Origin of the sequence: Gordonia soli NBRC 108243 (assembly GCF_000334455.1) — a bacterium.
GTDB lineage: Bacteria > Actinomycetota > Actinomycetes > Mycobacteriales > Mycobacteriaceae > Gordonia > Gordonia soli.
Window position 1 is genome coordinate 130,316 of sequence record NZ_BANX01000011.1, and the last position, 23,873, is coordinate 154,188.

A 23,873-nucleotide genomic window follows, 5' to 3' on the forward strand; every position below is an offset into this window, starting at 1 on the left:
CGAGCGCCAGTATGCCCGGTATGTGATCGGGGGTCGACCATTTCTTTGCAGACGGGCGTAAACACAACGGCCGACTGCAGGGACTATCCGAGGCCGGTGGCACAAGTGCGGACAAGCCGGCTGCGTGTCGACTCCGTGACGCCCCAACGATCGGTTACCGCACGATGGGCGTCCGGTTACCGTCGGCTGCGTATCTCGTTGCGACACACGTTGACCTGCACTTCTGCCCGACGATACGGTCAAGAGGGGCGGCGGAGTGGAGGTCGGCGTCACCCGATCCCATACTCCGCAGCAGAGAGGATCTCGGTGAACACTCCCCGGATCAAGGCCGATCTCACCGGGATTCCGGAGACGATGCTGTGGCCGCTGTACTGCCGCGCCGAGGAATCGCGACGGCCGGATTCCTTTCTCCGTGACCCCGTAATCGACGATCTCTACGCGTCGATCGACTACCCGTTCCATGAGCGATTCGGGGCCCCGCGCACCGTCCTCGCGCTACGCGCCCTCACCTTCGACCGGCAGATCGAGACCTTCCTCGCCCGGCACCCGGACGGAACCGTCGTGGCCCTCGGCGACGGGCTGGAGACACAGTTCCATCGCGTGGACAACGGCCGCGTCCACTGGGTGTCCGTCGACCTCCCCGAGGCGACCGAGTTGCGCCGACGACTGCTCCCCGGCTCGGATCGGGCCCGGATCGTCACGTGCTCGGCGCTGGACCGCTCCTGGATGGACGAGATCGACGACTCACGGGGACTTCTCATCACCGCCCTCGGACTGTTCATGTACTTGGACGGCACCGCGGTGCTCGACCTCATCACCACCGCCGCCCGTAGGTTCCGCGGGGCGGAGCTGCTCTTCGACGCCGTCCCGCCGTGGCTTGTCCGCGAGACCGGTGGCGGTACCCGACTGTCGGCGTTGATGATGCGCGGCCGCGCCGACGACGACGCCGACACCAACACCGCCTACCGTCTACCGCCGATGGTCTGGGGAACCTCGACCACCAGGGTCCGAAAAGCGCTCGCCGACGAGCCCGCCGTCGCCGCGGTCCACGACGTCCCGATGGTCCCCGGACGCGGATTCGTGTTCCGGCGACTCAACCCGGTCTTCGGGTCGACGGCACCTGTCCGACGCATCCGGCCGAACAACGTGCTCGTCGAGTTCGCCTGACCGACAGTCGTTGTCGGAGTGCCACGCACTCGACCCGGCGGTCAGCGGATGGGCTCACCGCCCGGCGCAGACACCGATCCGGTGCTGTCGACGGACTCCGGGTCATCAGGGGTCTCGGTGCCGCGCACACTCGACACGAAAGTGAAGGCGCTCGGGTCCAACCTGCGCGTGCGGCGACGATAGGCGAACACGGCATCCGGCCAACTACTGGTCACCCGACCGTTCGGATGCCGATACCAGCTCGCACACCGCGACAGGACCGACCGCCGCAGCTTCTGCTGCATCTCGTCGTCGAATGCCGTGGCGGCACTCTCGGAGACCTCCAGTGCACGTCCGGGCTCACGGCCGATGAGTTCGACTGCCTGTCTGATGTAGCGCGCCTGCGACTCGATCACATAGATCAGGGATCCGGCCGAGAGGCTCGTGTTGGGACCGACCACCATGAAGAGATTCGGGAAGTTCGGAACCGCCATACCGAGGTAGCCCGTGGCACCTCCACTCGCGTCCCAGACGTCGGCGAGGGTTCGACCGCCCCGCCCGGTGACGGCTATCGACCACAGGAAGTCGGTCGCGCGGAAGCCGGTCGCGTACACGATCACATCCACCTCGTGGACCGTCCCGTCCGCCGTGCGCACCCCCTGCGGGACAACGGCGTCGATGGCTTCGGTCACCACCGAGACGTTGTCGCGCCCCAGCGCCGGCAGGTAGGCGTCGGAGAACACCACCCGTTTACAGCCGACCTCGTAGTCGGGGGTCACCTTCTCACGCAGTCGGGGGTCGGGAACCTGTCTGCGGAGATGGCGGCGCGACAGCCAGGCCAGCGGCCGACGGACCGCAGGGACATCGACCAGACCGAGCGATGCCGTGTCCAGCATCGCGAAGAAGAAGAGCCGCTCCCCCAACTGGAACCCCCGGAGGTACTTGAACGCGGCCTTGCGCCATCGGGGGTACTCGACATCCATCTTGCGGAAGACCCACGGGGCGTGCCGTTGGAAGACGGTCAACTCGCCGACATCCGGTGCGATCCCCGGGATCAACTGCGCTGCACTCGCTCCGGTGCCGATGACCGCGACCCGGCGATCGGCGATCTCGATGTCGGGGTCCCAGCGGGCCGAGTGCACCGATGTCCCGTCGAACTCGTCGATCCCGTCGATGGCGGGCATCGCCGGTTGCGACAGCTGCCCGACCGCGCTCACCACGACATCTGCCCGGAACTCTGCCCCGTCGGCCGTGGTCACCGACCACTGCAGCCCGTGTTCGTCCCAGTTCGCGCTGACGACGTCACTACCGAACCGGATCCGCTCGCGCAGACCGTACCGCTCGGCGACATCCTGCGCGTATCCAAAGATTTCGTCACGCATGGCGAACCGGAAGGTCCAGTCCGTCTTGGGCGCGAACGAGTACGAGTACAACGGGGACGGGGTGTCCACTCCCGCAGCGGGATACGCATTGTCCCGCCAGACTCCCCCCACCTCGGCGGCGCGTTCGAGGATCAGCAGATCGGCCGAGCCGTGTTCGAGGAGTTCGATCGCGACTCCCATCCCGCCGAAGCCGGCGCCGATGATGATCACCGAGGTCACACCGCCGACTCCCGCGGATCACCGTCGGCCACACCGGCGGGAGACGTCGCCGACACCCGCTCGCCGTCGGCCGCACGCTCAGCACGTGCGGTCGTGAAACGCTCGGGCCTCGAACTCAGCCACAGCGGGTCGGCGGTGTCGCCGATCGGCCGCAATCGGCGGGTGTCGGCCAGCACCACGCCGTTGCGCACCTCGGTGTCGAGGTCGCGGTCCAGGATCGCGCCCGCCGCATGCATACCGCTGAGCATCGATCCGGTGACACCCGGGCCCCAGGTGGTGCTGGTGCCGGCCAGGAAGAGCCCTGGGATCGCGGTGCGTACGCCAGGACGGAGCATGCCCCACTGGCTCACCCGCGGCTCGAGCCCGATCCCCGCGTGGGTGTTGGTGTACCGCTCCTGTGTTGCGGGCGAGGAGCTCTCGGACCAGGCCACCGATGCCCGCGCCCCCGGGATGGCCCGTTCGACCCGGTCCAACATCCCTTCGGTCAGGATGTCCTTGATCTCCAGGTAGAGCGGGTTCTTGCGGTAGCTGCCGTCGTCGATGGACTCCTGGTCGAGACCCCACACCGACGGCTCGGGCGGTGCGATCGACAGACTCTCGACCACTCCGCATCCCGGCGGTGCGGTGCGCGTGTTCTCGGGATCGCGCGTGGTGCCGGAGTGCACCATGCTGATCTGCCGACGCGCGTAGTCGTGCGCCCACTCGAGCGGGTCGCGCCGGTGGGCCTTGGTGACGAGATCGGGCAACACCTTCAGCAGGCTGCGGGTGTTCTCGGTGCCATCCCACGACGGCATGACGTAGTAGTTGGTGTTCGGCGACGAGCGGAGGTCCATCTCGAGTCCGAAGTACGCGGTGAAATAGGGCTGCGACATCTTGTAGCCGCGGATACGGCGGGCCACCCACCAGGGCAGGTGGTCGTAGCCGACGAGGTCCCGATAGGTCTTCTTGATGTCGATGTCAGAGACCACCACCGCACTGCGGAGCTCTTCACCGTCGTCGGTGCGGACACCGGCGACACGACCGTTCTCGACGAGGATCTCGCCCACCGTGACGCCGGTCCGGATCTCGCCGCCGTGACTGGTGACGACGTCGGCGAAGGCTGCCGGCATCGCCTGCCCACCCCCCTTGGGAAACCACGAGCCGCCATCGATGTAGGCGTGCATGTACCCGGCGTGCATCCCGACAGACGCAACGGTCGCTGGGGCGGCATACGCGCCGGAGTACAGCGAGACCAGCAGCGCGATCCGCGGACTGATGCCGCTTGCACCGATGAGCGCCGCGTGCGGCGCATACATCCACGGCGACTTTCGGCCGACCTTTCGCATGGCCCGGAGCTGATTGCGCCGAGACGAGCAGGACACGCTGTGGTCGATGCCGCCACCGATGGCACGTAGCACGCCGAAGTAACGGCGGATCGCCTTCTCCTCGTCGGGGAACTCCGCGATGAAGTTGTCCATGAGTTGGTCCCAGTCGCACGGGATCTTGATCTCCATGTCGGGAGCTACGACGGTGTCGAATCCGTCCCGATCCATCTCCACGAATTCCATGCGGTCCTCGAGGCCGAGGCCGTTGAGCACCCGACTGACCTGTCCCCCTGGCCCGCAGTCGCCGAGATAGTGCACCCCCACGTCGAATTCCCATCGACCTCGACGGCGGAACACGTGGGACGATCCGCCGATGACGGTGTGCTGCTCCAACACCAGCGTCTTACGACCGGCGGCAGCCAGGTACGCGGCGGCCGACAACCCGCCGATACCGGCCCCCACCACGATCGCGTCCCACTGGCCGTGCGGCGCATCGGTTCTCGAATCAGACATGATCTCGTTCCTCCGTTGTCGACGTTGCCGTGCGGATCGGCTGGGGATGATGTGGGGTCGGTGACGGCCGGCTCATGTCGTCTCCGGTACGAGCAGGTGAGCGCAACCTGCCCTCGGCTGAAAGGTGCTGATCGACGCCGGGAGTCGGACCCCGTTGGTGCGCAGGTGGTGCACTCTGGTCTGGTATGCAGCGCCGACGATCAGGTTCGCGGCGACGTCCACGACACCGCGATCCGAGGGATCGGTGAGGTCGCTGCCGGCCACCCAGTCGTTGAACGCCCCGAGTGCGGGCCCGGCCCACAGTTGGTAGTCGGCGGCGCGATCGGAGTCGCCGTCACGCGCCCACCGGGATGACTGGCCGAGGTAGGAACGGAACAGCAGTGCCATGGCGCGCCGGGGCTCGATCTCGCCCGTCGCGTCCTCGGAGCCGACGCGGGACAGGTATGCCCGGACATCGGCGAAAGCGTCGTCCAGCGAGGTTCGGAACACCTTGTCCTCCAGCCACGCCCGGTCGGCATCGGAGAGTTCGGTCACCGATCGGTGGGTGTCGTACAGGTGCCGTAGCCGCTGCGCGCGGGACGCGAACATCGTGGACTTCTTGAGAACCTGCACCTGCGCGCCGATCTCGAACATGTCGGCGGCGGGCGCAAAGGCGAAGTCGGCGATCCCCGCCGACGCGAGCATCTTCTTGGCCGCATCCGAGACACCGGCCTCGCGACACACCTGATTGACCGAGCCGGTGACCACGTAGTCGGCGCCGAGCGCGAACGCGGCAGCCACCGCGGTCGGAGTTCCCAGGCCGCCGGCCGCACCGATGTGGATGCCGCCGGCGGGACGGAAATCGCGACGGATCGACTCGCGTTCGGCGACGAAGCGCGGGAGCAGAACCGCGAGCGGACGAGAGTCGGTGTGTCCGCCGGAGTCTGCCTCGGCGGTGATCTCGTCGGCAACCGGGACCTCGCGGGCGAGCTGCGCCTGCACGGCGGTCACTTGACCTGCGTCGGTCAGCCGACGCAGCAGTGCGTCAGGAACCGGGCGCGCGAAGACGCGCACGAGTTCGGGTCGGGACACCTTGGCCATCACCCGGTTCTCTGCGACCACCTGACCGTCACGCACCCGCAGACCGGCGACCCGGTAGCGCGCCAGTGCTGGGGTGATCCCCATGAACGCGGATGCCTCGATCCCACGGACACGTCGGCGCAGCAGCAGGTCGACGAGTTCGTCCTCGGCATCGGGATCCTGTGGTGAATGCAGGAGATTCATCAGGAACCCTGGTCGGGACGCGGTCTCGCCCAGATCGTCGAGGGCGCGCGCGACGGAATCGACCGGCAGACCACCGGATCCGAATGACGCCGACAGCCCCGCATCCGTCATCGATCGGACCAGATCCACCGAGGCGATCCCGCCCGCCATCGCGCCGGCCAGGTACGGCGCGCGCAGACCCCCACGATCGACGAATGCCGTCGAGCCGAGTGCTGTCGGCGGGCACGCAGACGCGGCCGCTGCGACTTCCCAACCGGGTGACCCGGGCTCGGCGGACAACCCGACGCCGTCCGTGCCCTCGACGACGTAGACGGGTTCGTGTAGCTGCTCCAGGATCGCGCGCATCCCGGTCGCGCGGGTCTGCACACCGTCGACTTTTCGCTCGGCCGCGACCGTCATCGGACCTCCTCGGTGCGGATGACCTCGACCGCGAGGTCGGTGAAGTGGTAGATCCGTACCCCCGGCTTGAAGAGGCTGGCGTCGGCGGTGACAACGAGTCCCCGGTCGGTGGTCCGGACGTCGGTCACGTCGATCTCGAATCCCAGTTCCGCGTCGGTGCGGAGGATCTGCCCCCGGTACTTCCACGAGAACGGCACATCGACCGGGAGACCGAACCGCACCGGTCCCAGCGAATCCGCGACGCCCGAGGCGATGATGTAACTCTGCAGCCCCTGGGTCACGGCTTCGACCCCGAGCGACCCCGGCATCACCGGGTCGTTGTGGAAATGGCAGTCGAAGTACCAGTCGGCGGGGTCGATGACCCGGGTGGCCTTGACGTATCCCTTACCGGACCGGCCGCCGTCGACGACGATCTGCGCCGAGTCGATCAAGCGGAAGTGTCCGGTGCCGATGCACAGACCGTTGTTCGCATCCGGGTCGAACCAGGCGTGTTCGTCGCGGAAGTCGACCTCGACAACGGAATCCCTTGTGCTGGTGGCGCCGTCGGTGTCGATCCAGTACGGGACATCAGCGCCGCCGTCGAGTCCGACATCCGACGACAATGCTTCGTGGGTGAAGTATCCGAACAGCGATTCACCCTCGTAGAAGGGCACCCCGTCGGCGTCCATCCGGTAGGCGAAGCGTTGCAGGATCTGGCCTGCCACCATCGTCGTGGACAACAGCGTGGACTCCTGCCGCAGCACTGCACCCCGGACGTCGAGATCCGCCACCACGGTGGCGGTCCCGTCCAGGTTGCGGATGGAGAGGCGCTGATCCCGCGGGACGTGCAGGGTGGTGCCGAGCGCTGAACCGGTCAGCGCAGCTGCCTGCAGGGAGGCCTCCATGATCATCGACCCGGGGATGCCCTCGAACGAGTTGTCGTCGTGGTACCAGGACTCGGTGGCGACGTCGTACTCCGAGATCATCGTGCCGCTGCGCAATTTCTCGCGATCGCCGACCACCGAGATGACCCGATCGACGAACCGGAACTCGCCGTTGGGGATGTGGAGTTCGGTCTTGCCGTCGTACTCGGCCACCGCGACGCCGAGCGCGATGTCGACCTCACCGTTCTCGAGGTGCGACATGTGGAACTCGTTGAGGGCAGCCACCTCTCCGTTGCGTCCGCGACGGCCCAGCGGAGCGGGCCGACCGTCGGTGTCGAACTCCGGGCGATACCTGCTACCCGGCCGTTCGCGGACCTCGATCGCGAGATCGACGATGGTCGTGACGAGTTCGTCGCCCGCGTACACGTGGACATCGCCCACGATCGTCGGGCGCGGGATCATCGTGATGTCGGTGACCTCGATCCGATGCCGGATCGGACCGTCGGCGACGACCCGCGGCCGAGCGGACGCCACCCGGGTGATGACGTCGGGCGCCGCTCCGAACTCGCCGTCGAAGAACACCAGGTGCAGGCCGAGATACACCGCATAGATCCGTAGTGCCTCGGCGGCTGCGTCCACGAGATCGACGACGCCGGCATCCGCTGTCCCGGGTTTCGTCTGCTCGGGAGACTGCTCGGGGATGGGGTGTTCGAGCGGCATCTGGTCGGCGAGCAGATGCCCCAGTCGGAACTCACCACCGGACGGGTCGATGCTGGGAACCGCGCGTATCCGACGACCCGACACGGCTGTACGGATGCCCGTCGTCACACCGGCGTCGCGCTGGTCCCAGCGGTCCCCGAAGACGGCGACGGAGTCGCCGACGACCAGTTGACCGACCTGGGTGTCGCCGAGTTCACGCAGGCGCGTGTACTCCAGCGGCTTGAATCCCTTTCGTCGCTCCACACGAGACGATCGGGTGCGCGGTGCGATCGGCGTGAGTGCAGTGCGGGGTCGGACCGTGCCCCAGCTGCCCTCACCCGCACCGATTCCGAACACCGGTTCGCCACCGATCCGGAGTTCGGTACGGAACCTGAACTCGCCGCCGCTGGGGCCGGGGTCGATTCCCGAGATGGCGATCTCGATCTGTGCCGATCCGATCCCCTCTGCCGATCGCGCGGAGTCGATGTGGCGATGTGTGATCTCGAGTGCGTGGACCTGCGGCGCGGCGTTGCGGTAACGCGGGTCGCCGGCGAGCAGGTCGGTCGCGAGCTCCCGCACCAGACCCGTGCTCGACGCGAGGGCCGTCGTCGCATCGAGGTCTGCGGCGGTGACCGGGAGGTCGACCGTCACGATGAACCCGTCCGCCGTCGGGGTGACCGTGGTCGTGTCGCGCGCAGCCGGCCCGGGTGCGCTGACATCAGATGATGCGGTCGTGATCGCTGTGCGCCCATGCGCTGCCGTCTCGTGTACTGCGGTCTCGTGTACTGCCGTCTCGTGCACTGCGGTCTCGTGTACCGCTGTGGAGTCCGTTGCGGCCGGATCTCGCACCGACTCGTCGGTGGACATGGCCGGTTGCTCCTGTGTCGCAACAGCAGCCGGCAGATCCCCCGACTCCAGGGCCGCCAGCGCCGCGCCCTGCAACGCCGACTGCGTCTCCAGAACCGCGATATGGGTTCGGGCCACATCCTGCGCGATGGCGGCGACATGACTGCACACGTCGCGCTCTGACGGAACCGGCTGCGTGTCTACCTGATTCGATGTGGCTTCATGATTCGACGAGGTCAGTCCATTCTCGTCGCGGCTGCCGGTCTCCGGCGTCACGGGTCGGGCGACGGGTGTGTCGGCAGTCCCACTCGGGGCGGTGCTGACGCCGGCAGGCCCGGTCGGCACGGGACCGGACCGTGCGGGGGTCGTCTCCGCGATGCTGCCGCGCGTGGAGTGGGACTGGCCGGAGATGACCGCCGACGGGGATCGGCGCTCGACGATGATCACGTCATCGTCATCGACGCCGGGCGAGCCGTCATGGGTGACGTCACGCGCAGTGGCACCATCGATCTCGAGCTCACGCACGAGGTCGTCGTCGGATGTCGCGGACGGGAACAACCGCGCGAGCGGAATGTCGACACCACCGGCGATCAGCGCCGCCAGGGCGCGCGAGACGGATCTGCTGAGCGGGGTCCCGCGACGATCCAGGGACACCGCCACGTGCGGCAGGCCTTTGAGGTTGGTGTCGATCCATCGAGTGCAATCGCTGCCGGGACCGATCTCGATGAAGTACCGGTAACCCTCTGCATACGCACGCCGACACAGATCCGGGAAGTCCACCCCGTTCGCGCACAACGCGGCGATCGCCCCCGCGACGTCAGACTTCGAGTCGAGGTCGACCGATTGCGGCGCGGCCGCGAACAGGTACTCCAACGCCTCGTCGCGCGCCCCGAACTCGTTGTCGGTGAGCATGTCGATGCTGTCGGAGACCGCCTCGACCAACGGCACGTGCAACACCGGACCGCCACCGGGGAGTTCGAAGGAACCACAGCCCAGATCCGCGACCACCGCCGAGCACTGCGCAGGGTCGCCGGCGATCAGGACTTCGCGATCGGTGTTCACATGGGTGATGAACACCCGGTCGTGGCCGGTCACCGCGGCGCGCACATCGTCGCTACGCGCGGCCAATGCGAGAGTCGTCCACACCCTTTCGTCGGGGACGTCATCGGCGACGCCCCACGCCTCCCGCACCACGGTGCGCGGTCCGTAGAGCTCGGTCCGGAAGACCGCGGAGCGTTGTACACCGAGACCGGTCCCGTCGCGAAGGGACCAGAGGTCGGTGGCCAGCAGCATGCAGAGCTCGCCGAGGCTGTAGCCCAGGACCCCGTCCGGGGACACATCCAGGATGTCGCGGATCATCGACGTCCCCAGCATCGCGTAGTGGACCGCGCTCGATGACATGAAGCCGACGTCCGAACGCACCTCCATCTCGTGCTGTGCGATCTCCTCGGGTGTCGGCACGGTGTCCGACCGCAGGAACTGCTTGGCCATCCCGAACGTCTCGGCCGGTCGCTCCGTGAACAGTTCGGTGCCGGCCAGCAACACCGGGAACAGTTCGAACAGACCGGCTTCCGCGCCGGGATAGCTGGCATAGGTTCCCGGGTAGACGAATGCGACCCGGCCACCGCTACTCGACATCGCAGGGTCGCAACGACTTCCGGCCGGAGTCGCCCAGGCCTTCCCCGACGCGACGGCCTCCGCGACGGACGACTCCGCCGCTGTCAGTTCCCGGATCATCGACGGGACATCGGTCGCGACGACGACCGCACGGACCGGCCCACGATGCGCCACTCGCGCCATGGCCGACGCGACCCGGTACAGGTCGGCCCCACGTTCGAGCACGCTGCGGACCCGGGCGGCCGCTGTTTCGACGTCACGTCCGTCGGCGCCGGTCAGCACGATGATCGCGGGTCCGGAACAACCGATCCAGTCGATCGGTGAGCTGTCGGCCGCGGTGCCGTCACCCGACAGCACCACAGCATCGACCCCGGCAGACGTGACCGACAACAAGGCCGCGTGGCGTCGCCCTTCGCGGCTCGCGCGCAGCCACGGTTGATCGCTTGCCGTGATGCAGAGAGGCGAATTGCTCAGACCGACCTCGGCCGCGATCCGACCGATCGACTCGGGTGTGGCGGGCATCCGAGCCCAGAACACGTCGGTGATCAGCTCGGCGAGCGCGTCCACACCCGACGACGAGGACCCGCCGAGGACGCAGGATGCGGCTGCGGCGGACACTCCGATGTGCGCGTCGACGGCGGCCCGCACGAGTGCGGCTGTCCGATCGTCGGTCGCCGGGTCCCGTGCAGCACCACCGGCCTCGGGTGCCGTCGCGATCCGGAGATGTTCCAGGAGTGGCTCATCCGAGACGCCCGCGGCATCCATCGCACCCCGGAGCGCGTCCGTCGCCCCGTTGAGCGAGTCGCGTGAGCCGGAGCCGTCGATCCAGAGCGGCGGGTCACCGACGATGGCCCGCTCGCTGCCGAAGACCACCAGCGAGCCGCCCTCGGCGCCGGCACCGAAGGTCCGTGCGACGACCAGGTCGGCCTCGTCACCCGTGACGATGTCGGCGACGCGGTCCAGCACGCCGCCGAGCCCGGACGACTCGTCGAGCACCTCGACCGCGGTCGTCGCCACGTCGATCCCCCATCGCATCAGCCGGTCGAGGAGTTCGTCGGTCCATCCGACGTGCGGTGCGGTCGGTCCGGTCCCGTCGGTCGGTGCGATGGCGAGGATCACGACCCGGGACGGCGTATCCGACAGCACGCGTCGGAGCGTGCCCGCTCCTCGGGTCCAGTCGGATGGCGCAGCGCCGTGCAGGATCCCGATCGGGCGGGTACGCGCGGCGGTGGTCGAGGGACTGGGCGATGAGCCGTCGGTGCTGTGCCGCAGCGACACCTGCAGATCTCCGGTCATGTGTTCTCCCCCGCGAAGAGTGCGTTGAGCGCTTCGGACATCACGGCCTCGAAACCGCTGACGACCTGCAGGACCTCACCGCTCGAGTCGTAGCTGGTCAACGTCCCGACGACGACGTTCTCCGACGTCTGACCGAATCCGCTGGCCACCACGAAGAACGGCTCGTCGTACGGCAGGCGCCGGAAGATGTCCACGCGCGCCACCGCGGCGGGCATCGGCGACTTCCCGTACTTGTGCCGTATCCACGGCGCGACGACCTGCCCCACGACATCGCCCAGATTGGAGTCGTAGAGCCCGACCTCGTACGCGCCGTCGGCCACCGGTGGTGTCCCCAGCCGACATTCGGCCACGAGCTGGTCGTCGTCGTGGGTGACGATGCGGCGGACACCCTGCAGTGCCGGACCATGGAAGAGAACCCTGGTCGCGTAGGCGTCGGTCGGGTCGGCGGCCCCGACCACCGGCAGCGGCGACAGTGGCGGTGGCGGTGCGATCCGCTCGGCATCGGGCCGGATGGTGGCGCGGAACCGCGGTCGCCCGTTCTCGTCCGTGGCCAGGATCGTGCGGGATGATCCGTCGTCGACGAACCGGATCGTCGTGGTGAGTCGCTCGGGTTCGGTGCCGTCGCGGACCACGCCCTGAGCACGCGGAAGTCGGTGATGAGGTGACTGTCCTCGCCGGTGACGCGCCGAGCCATGTTCATCAGCCCGCCCATCGCCCACGCCGCCGGGATGACGGCCTGACCGACCAGTGCGTGATCGTCGATGACCGGGTCGGCGTAGACCGGCGCCATGGACCGTACGAGCTGCACACTCTCGGTTCGCACCGGGACCGTTGTGCGGTCCACCAGCGGTGTCCGCGGTCCGACCAACTCGATGCTCGTCCCGGCGGCGCGGGTGAAGATGTCGACGAATGCCGCTACGCCGTCGGCGATCTCGACCATCTCGACGCCGCGGTCCCGGAAGACGGCGGCCAACTCCGGGCGTACCATCCCGCCGTTCCAGGGGCCCCAGTTCACGACGGTGACCTGGGCTTCGGGTGAACGCCGCCCTAGCCACACACCGATCCTGCTGATCGCCTCGTTGCCGGTCGCGTAGTCGGATTGTCCTGGATTGCCGTGGAATCCGGCCACCGACCCGAACAGGGCCACCTGTCGGAGCGTCGCGATGTCGACGACGGCGAGCACGTTCAACAGAGAGGTGACCTTGACGTCGAGTACCCGCCGGACATCGGTCGCCGACTTGTCGACCAGGAGTTTGTCCCGGATCGCACCGGCGCCGTGGACGACTCCGGTGATGCGGTCGGCCAGCGGACCGAGCTTTTCGGCGGTTGCCGCAGCGTCGGTCAGGTCGATCTGCAGGTAGCGCACCGACGATCCGGTGGCCGACACCGCCGCGACCGTCGCGGCGATCTCCCGGCTCGCGGTGACACTCGTGGCCGCCGCCGCGATCTGACCGGGCGACGGCCGATCACCCCCCGACGTGAGGTGATCGGCCGCCGCGCGGCGCAGATCGCCGTCGGCGACCCTTACTGCCCACTCGGGCTCGTCGTGCTGCGCACTGCTGCCGACGAGCAGGAACTCCGCGTCGGTGTGGTTCGCGAGTGCGCGGACGCAGGCCGCGGTGATCCCGCGTGCACCGCCGGTGACGAGGACGACGTCGTCGGCGCCGAGGCGAACGGACCGAGCCCGTGTGGGATCGCCCAATTCGATCGGCGGCCCCGCGACCCGACCGACCCGACGCCCGCTGACGTCGACGCCGACCTCGGAGTACCAGGTGTCGGAGTCGTAGAGCTCGGCGAGCAGTGCGGCACCGGCGGTCTCGTCGTCGAGATCGCGGCCGAGGTCCACCGAACGCGTGAAGACGGCATCGGCTTCGTGGCCCGCTGTCTTGACCAGGCCGGCGACCCCGGACGCGATCGCCTCGGCCAGGGTCGGATCGGTGACGCCGGTGGTTCCGTCGCCCCGGCTGACGGTGAACAGCGCCGTGCGCGCACCGTCCGCGTGCATCGCGAGGCGATCGATCACGCTGCCGGCGAACAGGATCGCCTCGGCGAGGTGGCCGACCACCCGCCCGTCATCTCCCTCGGACCGAGCCGGGATCACCCACAGGGCCAGGTCGATCCGGCTGTCGGTGACCGGTGATGTCGCATCCCGGACATCCCAGCCTCGATCCCGGAGTGCATCCAGGAAGCCGAGCGGTAGTTCGTCGGTCGCTCCACCGACGATGGCGATCGGGTCGGCACGAAACGGTGCGACCAGTGCGTCGATGGCGGGTAGCGCGATCGTCTCGATCTCCCGACGGACGATCGCACCCCCGCCCTCAGCTTTTGGGTCCGTGCTCACCCCGCCGTCCATGCTCGCCACGGCCGCGTCATCCCCGGCGGGCACCACGAGCTTGACGATGTAGTCGACGATGTCCTGCAGCGTCGACAGCGAGAACACCTCTTCCGGCGGAGGTGGCGGGATGTCGGGGAACCGTTCTTGGAGCGAACTCAGGATCTCGACCCGCTTGATGGAGTCGATGCCGAGATCGGCTTCCATCGTCATCTCGAGATCGAGCATGTCGGTCGGGTAACCGGTCTTGTCGGCGATGGTCTCCAGCATCAGCGTCGCCACCGATGCCGGATCAGTGAGTGCCGCATCGGTCTTCGGTTGCTCGGCTGGTGCTTCGGTTGCCGGCGAAGACGTCGCGGTCGGCGACCCGGTCCCGTTGTTCTGAGGCGGGTGTTGAGAACCGTTGAGCGATGTGGTGTCTGCGGCATGTCCGTTGGTGTCCGCGAATCCGTTCGTCGCCCCGTTCGTCCCGGTTCCGTTCGCCTCAGCGCCGTTGGTCACAGCGCCGTTGGTCACAGCGCCATTGGTCACGCCGTTCGTCGCGACCCCGTTCGGCACAGCACCGTTCGGCACGGTCCCGTTCGTCCCGGCCCCGTTGCTCGTCGGCTGACCGACGGGAGCGTCCACCTCGTGGAAACCGTTGAGCTGCCGACCGTGGTCGATTCCAGCGCCGTTCGTGTGCGGCAGGTCCGTCCGGTACGACGTGGACGGGAGGGCCCGGGAAGCGTTACGCACCGGAGTGCTCCGAATGCGTTCCGCCGGACCGACCTCGACACCGGCCTCCAGTTCGGCGAAGCTCCGCAACACGCCGCTGGCGTGGATGTGGGATTCGCTGATGGCCGTCGACTGCCGCACCACCGCGTCGATGCCGTCGATCAGTTCCGGCCGGATGGTCTGCCCGGCCTCGGCACTGAGCAGCCCACTGACCCGGTCGGCGATGGAGAGCTGGCTGGCGAGGTAGGCACGATGCATCGTCAGGTGCTCACCGGCGAGATCCCAGATGGACGTGCTGCCCACCGGTGTCGTGGCCTGCGGTGTCGTGGCATGCGGGGTCCCTGCGTGCGGGGTCTGGGCCGCCGCGGGCGCCGATCGTGGATCCGGGCTCGGATCGGGTTCGCCGACGGTGCCGTTCACCGTCGATTCGTCGTGAAGGGTCACGCTGCTCTGCCTTTCGATTCGATATCCGTTGTCCATCTCCTCGCGGAACGCTCGACGCCGCTCCTCGGACACGTACTCACTGCCGGTGAGCGTGATCGATCCCCTGGCCGGCTCGCCGGCCGCGGGCCGGGCGGGGGCGACGCCGCGGTTGAGGTCGCGCAGGGGCAGTCCGAGCACAGTGAGTCGGGCGATCGTGTCGACCGCGTGACGCTCTCCGTCGACCGACGGTCCACCGTCGATCGCCAGTGCGATCACGTCGGCGCGGTCGCCGAGGGTCTTGCGGACCAACTCGGTCAGCGTCGATTTCGGGCCGAACTCGACGAAGACGCGGAATCCGTCGTCGTACATCTCGACCAGTCGATCGGCGAACACCACCGGGGCGGTCATCTGACCGGCGAGCACGTCGCGGTTGGCCGCCACGTCGCTGCCGTAGGAGCGATCCGCTGTGTCGGCGAACACCGGGATCGAGGGTTCGGGGATCTGGGCGTCGCCGAGTGCGGTGCGGAAGGACTCGACGGCATGCGCGACCAGCGGCGTGTGGAACGCTGCCGCCACCGGCAGGGCGCGGGCCCCGACTCCCTCGGAACCGCATCGCTCGACAAACGCCGTGATCGCCTCCGTCGCACCACCGACCACCACTTGTTCGGGGGCGTTCACGTTGCAGACCCACAGGTCCGCGTACTCGGCGATCAGGTCGTCGACCACCGCTCGTGATGCGGTGACAGCCGCCATCGCACCCGGGTCGGCGCTGTCTGCCGGTCGATCTGCCATCGCGGCACCGCGGGCGATCGTGATCGAACGGAAGGTCTCGTCGTCGAGGCTCCCGGCCGCCCACAGCGCGGTGATCTCGCCGTAGCTGTGGCCGAGGGCACCGTCGGGGGTGAAGCCGATCGAGCGGAGGTGATCGAACTGCCCCTGCGCCAGTGCTCCGATCGCGGGTTGGGCGAACTCGGTGGCCCGCAGGGCCTTCTCCTGCGCGGCGGCATCAGCCGGCGTGAACGCCGACGGCGGGTAGACGGTCGAGCCGAAGTCCCCGGACTCGAATCGTTCGGCCATCGCGTCGAGTGCGTCGGCGATCCGCGGGAATGCCGTGGCCGCACCGGAACCCATGTTGGCGTACTGGCTGCCCTGCCCGGCGAACAGCGCGGCGACCTTGCCGTCGACGATCCCGCGCTCACGGTAGTGGACCCCGGCGGGCAGTTCACCGCCGAGCCGGATGTGGTCGATCGCAGCCGCTCGCAGCGCATCCAGGTCGGTACGTCGGTCGGCGACGATGGCCAGGCGTGCGTCGGCCGCCGGGATGGTGTCGACAGTTGCCCGACGCATCGGGTCACCCTCGATCTCGGCGATGAGGCCATCTGGCGTCGGCGCGTGCCAGAGGTATGTGACGAGCGTTCGGTGCGACGGGCGTTCGGCCCCCCGGGCCAGGGGCGGCTCCTCGAGCACGCAGTGGAAGTTGGTGCCGCCGAAACCGAACGACGACACCCCGGCACGCCGAACGCCTGTCCGCGGATCTGACACCCACGGCCGGGTCGAAGCGTTGGGGTACAGCGGAGAATCCGCGAATCCCATCGCCGCCTTGGGCGAGTTCACGTTGAGGGTCGGCGGGAGGATCCGCTGCTGCAGAGCCAACGCAGCCTTGATGACGCCCGCGGCACCTGCCGCCGACTTGGTGTGGCCGATCTGCGATTTCACACTGCCGATAGCGATCGATCCACGCTCGAGATCGTGCGCGTCGAAGACCTCGTTCAGCGCCGAGATCTCGACGTGGTCGCCGACCGCCGTACCGGTGCCGTGACATTCGAGGAGTCGCACGGTGTCCGGCGAGACCCGTGCCGTCGAGTAGGCCCGCTCGAGAGCGGTCACCTGCCCTTCGGCGCGGGGCGCGTAGATGCTCTTGAAGCGGCCGTCACTCGACGACCCGATCCCCTTGATCGTCGCGTAGATCCGGTCGCCGTCACGCTCGGCATCGGCGAGTCGCTTGAGACCCACCATGCCGATGCCCTGACCAATGAGGGTCCCGTCCGCGTCCTCGTCGAACGGTCGGATGTCGTCGTTCACCGACAGCGCCGGGGTCTTGGAGAAGCACACGTACATCGTCGGACTGTTCTCGAGGTCGCAGCCGCCGGCGATCATGAAGTCCGCCCGCCCCAACGAGAGCTCCGCGATCGCCACGTTGATCGCCGCGAGCGAACTGGCGCACGCGGCGTCGGTGGTGCAGTTGAGGGCGCCCAGGTCGAATCGGTTCGCGATCCGACCCGCGACCACGTTGCCGAGGATGCCGGGAAACGAGTTCTCCTGCCAGGGCGCGTACGCCGACTTGTACTTCTCGGCGATGGCCTCCGACTCCGCCTGACCGAGCCCGCTGCTGCGCAACACCTCGACCAGGACCGGGGCCTGCATCCGCGACATCATGTCCCGCACCAGCGCATTGGCGCCCGAGGTTCCCAACACCACACCGGCGCGGGAACGGTCGAAGTCCGGATCATCGAAGCATCCCGAGTCCTCGAGCGTCTGCTTGGCGATGACCAGGCTCAGCAGCTGGAGAACGCTGGTGGCCTCGACGGTCTTCGGCGGGATGCCGTACTCGAGCGGATTGAAGACCACCGGCGGGATGAACCCCCCGCGTTTTGAGTACGTCTTGTCCTCTGCCCGCGGGTCCGGATCGAAGTGGTCTTCGATGCGCCACTCGTGTTCGGGCACATCGGTGATGCAGTCGGCCTTGGACAGGATGTTGTCCCAGTACTCGTCGACGTTTGCCGCATCGGGGAACAGGGCGCCGATGCCGACGATCGCGACCGGGACATCGCCGGCAGGCCGAAGAACCTCCGGCGCTGGTTCGGCGCCCTCGAGGTGCGCGTTCGGGGCGGTGTCTGCGGTCATGGGCGTGTCCTCACCGTCGTCTGGGCAGCCGACATCACGAGAGTCGGCGCATCATGGGATCGTCGCGCAGGCGCGCCGTACAATAATCGATCGTCGGAAAGCATTGATACATCGAGCGTTCGGGGTCCGCGGGCTCCGGCAGAGCGCATCTGCACGACGGCTGTCCGAGGCCCGGTCCCGTGGACACCCGTGAACGCGATCGTCGCTGCCGGGAACCGGACCGGAGGCGCACACAGAGCGCGGAGACGACGTGATCGTGATCCAGTCAACAACCGAACCGTACAGATGTCAAGGACCATCAGATGCCTCGCTCCCGTCGAATAGTGCTGTACATCAACTGTTTTCAGGCAGCCTTGATCGACGCCGGTCGATGCGGTTACCGGTCGATTACCGTGTGTTCTCGCTGCGGCGCCGGCTCAGGGGGACGCCCTCTCCTCGGCGGTCGACACGGATGATGTCGAGGACTCTGTCGATGCCCGGGCCGGACCGGCCTGCGCCGGCTCGCCCGGTGCTGGGTCACCAGGTCCGCCCGACCCGTCGGCCGCCTCTCCGCGTCCGGGTATCGCGGCCTCGTCCGGCGGTCGGCTCGGCCACCAGTTCCAGCGGCCGAGCAACGCGGCCAGCGAGGGAATGGTCAACGTGCGCACGATCATCGCGTCGATGAGCAGCCCGACCGCGATGGTGAAACCGATCTGGCCGACGTTGGTGACCGACGAGATGAGCAGCGCCATCATCGTTATCGCGAAGATGACCGCGGCCACCGTGATCACTCCTCCGGTCCCGGTGACTGCTCGGATGACGGCGGCACGGGTACCGCCGCCCGGATGATCGCGCGCCTCCTCCCGGACCCGGGACATCAGCAACAGGTTGTAATCCGCGCCGACCGCAGCGAGGGCGATGAACGACATCGACGGCACCGCCCAGTGCAGCGGGATGTGCAGGAGGTGTTGCCAGAGGAGCACACTGACGCCGATCGCGGCGAGATAGGACAGGATGACCGAAGCCAGGATGTAGGCCGGGATCACGATGCTGCGCAACATGAACGCGAGGATCACCACGATCAGGATGCTGGCGGTGAGGGCGATGAGCAACAGGTCCCGGAATGCGAAGTCGCCGAGCTCGAAGTACATGATGGAAGGTCCGGTCAGTGCTGTACGCGCAGCCGGAAGTCCACTGTCGTCCGCGGCCTGCTGTGCGACCGTCCGGATCTGTTGCGCCTGCTGATCGGCCTTCTCACTGAAGGCGTCGCCGGTGGTGACGATCTGCATGCGCGCCGACTTGCCGTCCGGTGCGATGAAGAGCGAGATCGCCGGTGCCAGGCGGGGCGAGGCGAGCGCGGAAGCGGGCAGGTAGAAGCCTCCGCCTTCGGTGGGCGAACCGGCGTTGTCACGCAACTCCCCGAGGTAGTCGGCCGCCTGCCGTAGCCCGCGCTGCATGTCGGTGACCCCGGATGTCAGCTGCGTGACACCACCGGCCAACGGTCCGACGCCGTCGGCGAGTCGTCGTGCGCCGGTGCGCGCAGCCACCGCGCCGTCGTCGAGGGTCACCAGACCGGAGTTCAGCGCGACCTGACCGTTGCGGAGCTGGCGCGCGCCCTCCACGGCGCGGTTCATCTCGGTGGTGAGCGTCGTCAGCCCGGATTGCAGGCGTGCGTTGCCCTCGGCGAGTTGGTCGACGCCGCTGCGCAACTGCTCGACGTCGCCGACGGGCGACCGCTCCACGGCGACGAGCAGGGTCCGCGCTGCGCTGCACATCGGGTTGGTGGCGCACTGCGGGTCGGCATCCACCAGGCCACGGAGTGACCGGACGGCGTCGGTTGCCGGGAGCAGCGGAGCGGTCGCGTCGTCCGCCCGACGCTTGAGGAGCGCCGCCCCTCGACCTACCTGCCGGGATCCCTCGGCGAGCTGGTCCGCGCCGTCGGACAGCCGGGTCAGACCGGTCGAGAGCTGCTCGCTGCCGTCGACGAGGCGTTGCGAGCCATTCCGCGCCGCACGCGTCCCGGTGGCAAGGCGGTCGGTGCCGTCACGGAGTTGCCTGCTGCCGTCGACCACCTTAGTCATACCCGAGCCCAGTTGGCGGACCTGCGGATCGGACCGGGCGAGCTGCACCACTGCGGCGTCGAGGCGGTCGCCGACGACCCCGGCCTGGTATCCGACTGCCGCCTCGGTCAGCGGACGACCCATCGGTCGCGTCACCCCGCGGACCGACTCGACACCGTCGACGCCGGCGACTGCAGCCGAGATCCGCTCCAGGGATGCGAATCCGGCGGACGTGCGCAGATCGGCGTCGGATCGGACCAGCATGGTAATGGGCAGGAGTTCGTTGGCCCCGAAGGACTGTGCCGCGAGCTGGTATCCACGGTTGCTGTCGGTGTCGTCACCGATGGTCGACCGCTCGTCGTAGGCGATGACGATGGTCGGCACGATCAGCGCGAGGATCACGAGCAGTACCAACGATCCGGCGAGCGTCCGGACCGGGCGCTTGACCGCGGCGTTCGCGACGCCGCGCCACCAGTCGGTGGCCGAGTGCGGTCGCGGCTCCGCCCAACCACGCTCGGAGACCAGGGCGAGTGTCGCCGGTGTCAGGGTGACCGCTGCCGCGGCGACGACCAGGATGCCGACCGCACAGGGCAATCCGATCGACCGGAACATGCCGATCTCTGCGACACTCATCGACGCCGACGTCACGGCGACCACGAGTGCGGAGGCCAGTATCACCGTCGAGATGCGGGAACAGGCCGAGACCATCGCCGCGCGGTCGTCGAGGCCCGCTCTGCGTTCCTCGTGGTAGCGGCTGATCAGGAAGATCGCGTAGTCGGTGCCGGCACCCAGGATCAACGCGGCGAGCAGCGCCAGCGAGAAGATCGAGATCGGGCTGCCGTGCAAACCCATCAGCGCCACCACCGGGCGGGCGACACCGAGGCCCAGGCCGATGGTCAACAGCGGGACCGCGGCCACGGCGATCGACCGATAGACCGCGAACAGGAGGAGTGCGATCAACAGCACCGTCACGCCGGTGATGAGCTGCAGTGATGTGTGCACGCCGTCGAGTTCGTCGGCGACCGTCGCGCCGAGACCCGCCACCTCGGCCTCGAGGCCCGGCGGTCGGGGCACGGCCGTCAGATCCGACCGGATCGAGGAGATCGCATTGGTCGCCGCGGTCGCACCGGTGTCGGCCGACAGCCGGATCATCGTGTACGCGGTCGTCCCGTCCGGACTGACCGCCGAGGCAGCCGTGTCGGGGTTCGACCAGAGGTTCTGCACGGCCGCGACATGCTCGCGATCGGCGCCGACCTCGGCCAAGACCGCGTCGTGGTACCGACGATCCTGATCGGTGAGACCGGTGCCACGGCGGACCACCAGATAGGCGAGCCCGTTGGCGGACGGCTCGTGGAACTGCTCGCCGAGTTCGGCCAGGACTTTCATGCCCTGGGCATCGGCCGGCACCATCGGCGTCGAGCGTTCCGTCGCAACGGTTTCCAGCTGCGGGACCAGGAGGTTGAGTGCGCCCGCGACGCCGAGCCAGAGGAGTACGACGACCACGCGCCAGCGGAGTACGAACTCCCCGAATCTCTTCACCCTGTTCCCTCCGGTCGCGCGCATACGGGCACACCGTGTTTCGCACACACATCTGGTCCGAGCTCATCCGGTCCGGGAGCACTCGCCGGTCCGGGAAGGTGGGGAGGATCGATGCCGAGGCGACGCGAGTCGATGCGGCCGGGCGGCCCCCTCACACACGGTGACGCCACCGCGTATGTCCATCGATCACGCTATGGTCGCGCGAGGAGTGCCACAACAGCCTCCGAGCGGAGCGGTCGCTACGCCCAGGGGCGTAGACGCGGCCCTCCTCCAGCACGATGACGCCGAGGTCGGAGCGTGCCTACACTGCGATCTGTGCACAGGGTCACAGAGCTGTTCGCCCGCCGGATCGAGGCAACCGGGTACTCGTACCCGGCGGTGTACCTCGTGGTGGCCTACAGCGGTGTCATCCTCAGTGCGATGGCGGCCGTCGTGCAGCGCATCCCACACGGACTGACCTGGCCGGTCATCACCGGCCTCGTGCTGGTGATCTATACAGTCGCCTGGAACCTCGCCTTCGGCACCACGACCCGATTCGGTATGGCCATCATGATGATGACGGCCACGTCCCTGCTCTTGACCACGCCGGTCAGCGCCGACGTCGCGCCGGTGATCCTGGTGGTGTGCACCGCGATGGTGTCGTCGACGGCGAGCGTGCGCGGCAGCCTCCTGGCGGCGGTTGCCGCAGCCACGATCATCGTCGTCGCATCCGTATCGGGACATCTCGACAATCCGTTCGCCTACCTCGTCTTCGTCGGCTTCGGGTGGACGGTCGGCTACATGTTCCTGATGCAGCTGCGCCTGCTCACCCGGGAACAGGAGGCCGCCGACAGCCGGAGCGAACAGGCCGCCATCGACGAACGCCAGCGCATCGCCCGTGAGGTACACGACGTGATCGCCCACTCGCTGAGCATCACCCTGCTGAATCTGACCGGCGCTCGCCGCGCACTGCAGGAAGACCGGGACATCGACGAGGCCATCGACAACCTCGCCGACGCCGAGCGCGTCGGTCGGCAGGCCATGGCCGACATCCGCCACACGGTGAAGGTGCTGGACTCCGGCGAACCGCGGACCGGCGAGCGGATCGACGACGCCGGCGCCCACCCCTCCGAGATGTCTGCTGATCCGACACCCGACGAGCGGTCGGTCGAGGTCGCACGACCCGAGCCGGGTATCGACGACATCGCCGACCTCGTGATGGACTTCCGCCGGGCCAACCTCAGCGTCGGGCTGTGGATGCTCGGCGATCGGACCCGGGTGTCGGCGACGACTGGGCTCGCGCTGTATCGCATCGCGCAGGAGTCGCTGGCGAATTTCGCCAAGCACTCGCCCACCTCCCACGCCGAGGTGACGGTGGAGATCGCCGAGGACGGCGTCCGGATCCGGATCACCAACTCGGTCACGGTCACGTGTCCCGACGCCGGCGACAGCTCCGACGAGGAGGGGTCGGGGCTCCGCGGGATGGCGCGTCGGGCCGAACTGCTCGGCGGAACGCTGACCGCGGAGACACTCGACGACTCGTGGGTGGTCGTGGCCACCTTCCCGCCCACCGACGACGAGCCGTCGGTCGCCGTCACCCAGGACATCCCGGTGCCGCTCTCCGACATCGCCCACCTCGTCGCCCGCGCTCGGGCGGGGTCGGATCGACTCGAGGGCGACCGATGACCGAGATAGCCGAGGACATCATCGTCGAGGACACCCGCGTCCTCCTCGTCGACGACCAGGAGCTGGTCCGGTCCGGACTGCGGAAGATCCTGCGCCCCAAGGACGGATTCACCATCGTCGGCGAATGCTCCGATGGCGGCGAGGTGGTGGATGCGGTGGTCGCCCACCAGCCGCATGTCGTCGTGATGGATCTGCGGATGCGCCGCGTCGACGGCATCGAGGCGACCCGACGACTGCAAGAACTCCCGGCGCCACCACGGGTCCTTGCGCTCACCACCTTCAACGACGACCAGTTGTTGTCGGGTGCGTTGCGCGCCGGTGCAGCCGGATTCATCCTCAAGGACTCGTCGGCCGAATCCCTGGTCCGCGCAGTGCATTCGGTCGCCCGTGACGGCGCGTGTCTCGATCCGGCGATCACCGCGCGGGTGCTGCGCGACTACCGCGGATCGTCGAGCCGCGCGGCCGACCGGCGTGTCGAGGACATCCTGACCTCGCGCGAGTACGACGTCCTCGCCCTCATCGGCCGTGGATCGTCCAACTCCGAGATTGCCGACCGCCTGGACATCTCGAACGTGACCGTGAAGAGCCACATCCGACACATCTTCGACAAGCTCGGTCTGCGTGACCGGGCGGCGGCAATCGTGTTCGCCTTCGACCGGGGCATCGTGGTTCCCGAGCGCCGGGAGGAGTCGCCGTATTAGCGGCAGCTC

Annotated in this window: 9 protein-coding genes; 3 read left to right on the forward strand and 6 right to left on the reverse strand. The window is 68.2% G+C overall.

From position 1 onward, the window contains the following. Positions 1–306: 306 nt before the first annotated feature. On the forward strand, positions 307–1,167 hold the full coding sequence (locus GS4_RS08325; RefSeq protein WP_007619510.1) for a class I SAM-dependent methyltransferase: 861 nt from the start codon (positions 307–309) through the stop codon (positions 1,165–1,167). A 41-nt stretch (positions 1,168–1,208) separates the two neighbouring features. Here GS4_RS08325 and GS4_RS08330 read toward each other — a convergent pair whose 3' ends face one another. The 6 genes from GS4_RS08330 to GS4_RS08355 all read right to left on the reverse strand — a co-directional run bounded on the left by GS4_RS08330 (position 1,209) and on the right by GS4_RS08355 (position 21,498). Then, the gene (locus GS4_RS08330; RefSeq protein WP_007619512.1) at positions 1,209–2,747 is read right to left on the reverse strand and encodes a flavin-containing monooxygenase; all 1,539 of its coding nucleotides are present in this window, start codon (positions 2,745–2,747) and stop codon (positions 1,209–1,211) included. After that, on the reverse strand, positions 2,744–4,564 hold the full coding sequence (locus tag GS4_RS08335; RefSeq protein WP_007619514.1) for a phytoene desaturase family protein: 1,821 nt from the start codon (positions 4,562–4,564) through the stop codon (positions 2,744–2,746). Before GS4_RS08335 ends, GS4_RS08330 begins: the two co-directional genes overlap by 4 nt. 72 nt (positions 4,565–4,636) lie before the next feature. Next, positions 4,637–6,226: a PfaD family polyunsaturated fatty acid/polyketide biosynthesis protein gene (locus GS4_RS08340; RefSeq protein ID WP_007619516.1), complete on the reverse strand. Its 1,590-nt coding sequence runs from the start codon at positions 6,224–6,226 to the stop codon at positions 4,637–4,639. Then, positions 6,223–11,547 (reverse strand): hypothetical protein, encoded by a 5,325-nt coding sequence (locus tag GS4_RS08345; protein ID WP_007619517.1) that lies wholly within the window; start codon positions 11,545–11,547, stop codon positions 6,223–6,225. Before GS4_RS08345 ends, GS4_RS08340 begins: the two co-directional genes overlap by 4 nt. A gap of 97 nt (positions 11,548–11,644) precedes the next feature. Further along, positions 11,645–17,920, reverse strand: coding sequence for a type I polyketide synthase (locus GS4_RS24760; RefSeq protein WP_007619518.1), 6,276 nt, complete (start codon positions 17,918–17,920; stop codon positions 11,645–11,647). 416 nt (positions 17,921–18,336) lie between these two features. Next, the gene (locus GS4_RS08355; RefSeq protein ID WP_007619519.1) at positions 18,337–21,498 is read right to left on the reverse strand and encodes an MMPL family transporter; all 3,162 of its coding nucleotides are present in this window, start codon (positions 21,496–21,498) and stop codon (positions 18,337–18,339) included. Positions 21,499–21,813: 315 nt separating this feature from the next. Here GS4_RS08355 and GS4_RS08360 point away from each other — a divergent pair, with 315 nt between their 5' ends. Both GS4_RS08360 and GS4_RS08365 read left to right on the forward strand, forming a co-directional pair. Further along, positions 21,814–23,163, forward strand: coding sequence for a sensor histidine kinase (locus tag GS4_RS08360; protein ID WP_007619520.1), 1,350 nt, complete (start codon positions 21,814–21,816; stop codon positions 23,161–23,163). Next, positions 23,160–23,864 carry a response regulator gene (locus GS4_RS08365; RefSeq protein WP_007619522.1) on the forward strand — a complete coding sequence of 235 codons (705 nt, stop codon included), beginning with the start codon at positions 23,160–23,162 and terminating at the stop codon, positions 23,862–23,864. The genes GS4_RS08360 and GS4_RS08365 overlap by 4 nt, the downstream gene beginning before the upstream one ends. Positions 23,865–23,873: the final 9 nt, after the last annotated feature.

What these genes read in the sequence shown, in the direction of transcription:
- GS4_RS08340 (WP_007619516.1), bottom strand. Translation starts at nt 6,226, where the DNA reads ATGACGGTCGCGGCCGAGCGAAAAGTCGACGGTGTGCAGACCCGCGCG.
- GS4_RS08345 (WP_007619517.1), bottom strand. Translation starts at nt 11,547, where the DNA reads ATGACCGGAGATCTGCAGGTGTCGCTGCGGCACAGCACCGACGGCTCA.
- GS4_RS24760 (WP_007619518.1), bottom strand. Translation starts at nt 17,920, where the DNA reads ATGACCGCAGACACCGCCCCGAACGCGCACCTCGAGGGCGCCGAACCA.
- GS4_RS08365 (WP_007619522.1), top strand. Translation starts at nt 23,160, where the DNA reads ATGACCGAGATAGCCGAGGACATCATCGTCGAGGACACCCGCGTCCTC.
- GS4_RS08335 (WP_007619514.1), bottom strand. Translation starts at nt 4,564, where the DNA reads ATGTCTGATTCGAGAACCGATGCGCCGCACGGCCAGTGGGACGCGATC.